At 58.9% G+C, this 3,196-nt stretch carries 1 protein-coding gene; it reads right to left on the bottom strand.

Annotated elements, in window-relative coordinates:
* Window positions 1-1,439: 1,439 nt before the first annotated feature.
* Window positions 1,440-2,984 (bottom strand): aldehyde dehydrogenase, encoded by a 1,545-nt coding sequence (locus ON40_RS34570; RefSeq protein ID WP_306305408.1) that lies wholly within the window; start codon window positions 2,982-2,984, stop codon window positions 1,440-1,442.
* Between the last annotated feature and the right edge of the window lie 212 nt (window positions 2,985-3,196).

Below are 3,196 nucleotides of genomic sequence, written 5' to 3'. Positions count from 1 at the left end.
ACGAGACAACAGTCAGTGATCGAAACTGCGCGATAATTAGCCGGATACGCCGACCGCTCTGTGCATAGATCGGTATTCGCTGAATGCCAACAGAACGTCGTTGGATACGAAGAGCGCATTCCGGCACCCAATACGGCCTGGCAATTGTTGCAACGAGAGGGTCTTGACGACATGGAACGCAAACTATGGATAATCCCAGCACACTTATGCGCACATTCGACGCCCCGATAACGAGTCAGGCAGCTCAGGCAGAAACGTAGCGATACGACGTCCCGTCATCCGTTCAGTAGTTGAATTGAATTCTGGTTTTCCAGAAGCAGATAGCGGATGGCCCGCCGACCCGGTTAGAGCATATTCCGTCCGCCGATGGACCATTATTCGAATAATGCGAAGAAATTTCGTCACCGGCTTCATGGCAGACTGAATTGACACATAGCCAGGTCCGAAAGCTGAAATTAGAACAGGATCCGGCGCCGCCACACAGGCGACGCGGGCGGCGACACCAGCAGAATTGCAGGCTCGAACAATTGGATTCGGCAGTGGCTGAATCAGTTTATCAATCAAGAATCAGCAAGCGATAGACGGAGCATCCGTCACCATGGCGGACCCAGCAGCTCAAGAGGTCCGTAATTCTGTGGCAGTCCAAAAGGTTCAGGCGCTACCGGCATAGCCCCACTGGCCAATTCCCGGGACAGTTTCCAGTTTCGATACCTGACCGGCAACCTTCTGACGCGGCGATAGCAGCGAGCTCTCCAGCCGCACAAAACAGACACCCGGCCTTCTCCCGAAGGAGGTATCAGGAACGGAAATACGGTCAAGTCGTAGAATTCAACGCACGAACCGACATCGGATGAGGTCCGCGGGTGATGCCCCGCATCGGGATGCTGCATTGTGACAGAGGTCGCGTTCGGCTCAGTAGCCGATTCAGGTAGTATCATCGTTGATAATCCTAAGGATCCTCGCGAGATTCAAACACTGTCTGCAATGAATTGATCAGAGTGTTGAAACCATACTCGAGGTGAGTATTCATGTTGGCCGGCACTACCGGCGTCTGCGATCGAGTTGGACGAGAGGTCCATACTCGTGGCATCGGAACGTTTCCGATACAGATTCAGCGGGTGGGCAAATGCGCTGCGGCACGACGATCACCGCAACGTCCCGATTTGATTGATACGTCAAATACTGATGTGGCGTACCACCGTCAATCAATCTGCATTGTAGATATGCAGTCAACATTCCACAGGCAGAGCCGAAATTGAATTGGATCATGTATGCACATGCGGGCCGCTCGGTGTGGAAAGCGGCCCGCAGTCCTATCCGAACTCTCACAGAGTTCATTGCGCTCCGGCGTCCTCAGCCGGCTGGCTAGCTGGATCGGGAAGAGTCTCAGCCAACCTGGGGCGGACGCCCCAAATAATGTGGGTCCGCCCGACCAAATCTCAATCGCGATACCGAGCCGGCCTCCCTTCCAAGATCACAGTCTTGGTCTCCAAAAACGGCAACAATCCCTCAGTACCGCCTTCGCGACCGATCCCGGATTGCTTGAACCCGCCGAACGCGATACCGAAGTCAGTCCGGAATCCGTTGTGCCCCACCGTGCCTGACCGCAGCTGGGATGCGACCTCCCGCGCGCGATCGACGTCGTCAGTGAACACCGAGGCGTTCAGGCCGTAGATCGAGTCGTTGGCAATTCGCACCGCATCCTGCTCGTCCGCTGCCGGGACCACCGACAACACCGGCCCGAAGATCTCCTCCTGCGCAATCGTGGCCTCGTTCTGCACATTGCCGAACACGGTTGGTTCAACGAACCACCCCCGGTCGAGGTGCTTGGGTCGCCCCCCACCCGTTGCCAACGTGGCGCCCTCTTCAAGCCCCTTGGCAATGAAGCCTTCGACCCGGTCGCGCTGGCGACGCATCGCCAAAGGACCCATCTGCACGGTCGGGTCGTACGGACTACCAACAACAACCTTCGCGAAGGCTGCAGCGAGAGCATCGACCAGCTCGTCGTGACGATGCCGAGGGACCACGATACGGGTCAACGACGAGCACACTTGGCCGCTCAGGAAGCACTCCGCCCCAGCGAGCGCATCCGCGGTGAATCCCAGATCCACGTCATCCAAAACCACCGCGGCGGATTTCCCACCGAGCTCGAGGGTCACGCGCGCGATCCGGCTCCCGCACAGCGAACCGATCCTCCGACCGGCTGCAGTCGATCCAGTGAAGGTGATCTTGTCCACCCGTGGGTCCACAACCAGCAGCTCCGAGACTTCCCGATCGGCGGTGACGACGTTCAGTACACCGGCCGGAAGTCCGATCTCCTGGGCGATCTCGGCGAACAAGTAGCCCACACCGGGCGCCTCAGGCGACGACTTGAGTACCACCGTGCAGCCTGCCAGCAGGGCGGGTGCAATCTTGTAAGTAATCAACGCAATCGGGGCGTTCCAAGGGATAATGGCGCCGACGACACCTACGGGCTCACGCACGATCAGACCGAACTCCCCCCCGGCGGTCGGTACCGCAGGTTCTTCAAACGGGAAGGTGTCAGCAAGGTCCGCGTAGAACTCGAACGTTTCGGCCGAAGACCTCGTAAAGCTACCCGCGACGGCCTGCAAGGCACCAGATTCGCGAGGCCAGATCGCACCGATATCTGCGGCCCGCCCCCTGAGCCCAGCAGCGAAGGCACGAAGGTAGCCGGCCCGCTCGGCATGCGTAAGCCGCGGCCACGGCCCCTCGTCGAAAGCCCTACGAGCAGCCGCGATGGCCCGGTCCATGTCAGGCGCCTTCGCCTCGGCAACTTCGAAGAACAGCTCCTCCGTGCCGGAATCGATCACCGAGATCGTGTCGGTGGATGAGGGCTTCACCCACTCACCACCGATGAAGAACTTGTTTACGTTGCGCAATGACTGCGTTTCTTTCGCCGTCTCCGCTGCCAGCGTCATGATCCCTGGACCTTCCTGCTCCGCTGTCATCATGGTGACGCCCACCGCGGGACCGTAACCGCTGTGGCCCTTCCCGAGCGTCCACGAGGTTCAAGAACCGCAGACTATCTAGTAGTCATAGCGCGACACACTTGAACGACGCTTGACATGTATACCCTAGGCTTACAACGGCAGGCAAGGATCGATAGGGCGCCTAACGACAAAGCGCTGCCCAGCCATCTTGGAGTTGCGCGCAGCCTGCGGCTGAGACGCTCTGC

Source organism: Nocardia jiangxiensis NBRC 101359 (assembly GCF_000308615.1).
In the GTDB taxonomy this organism is placed as follows: Bacteria; Actinomycetota; Actinomycetes; order Mycobacteriales; family Mycobacteriaceae; genus Nocardia; species Nocardia jiangxiensis.
The sequence above is the reverse complement of the archived record's forward strand: the minus strand, read 5'-3'. Positions and strand labels throughout refer to the sequence as shown.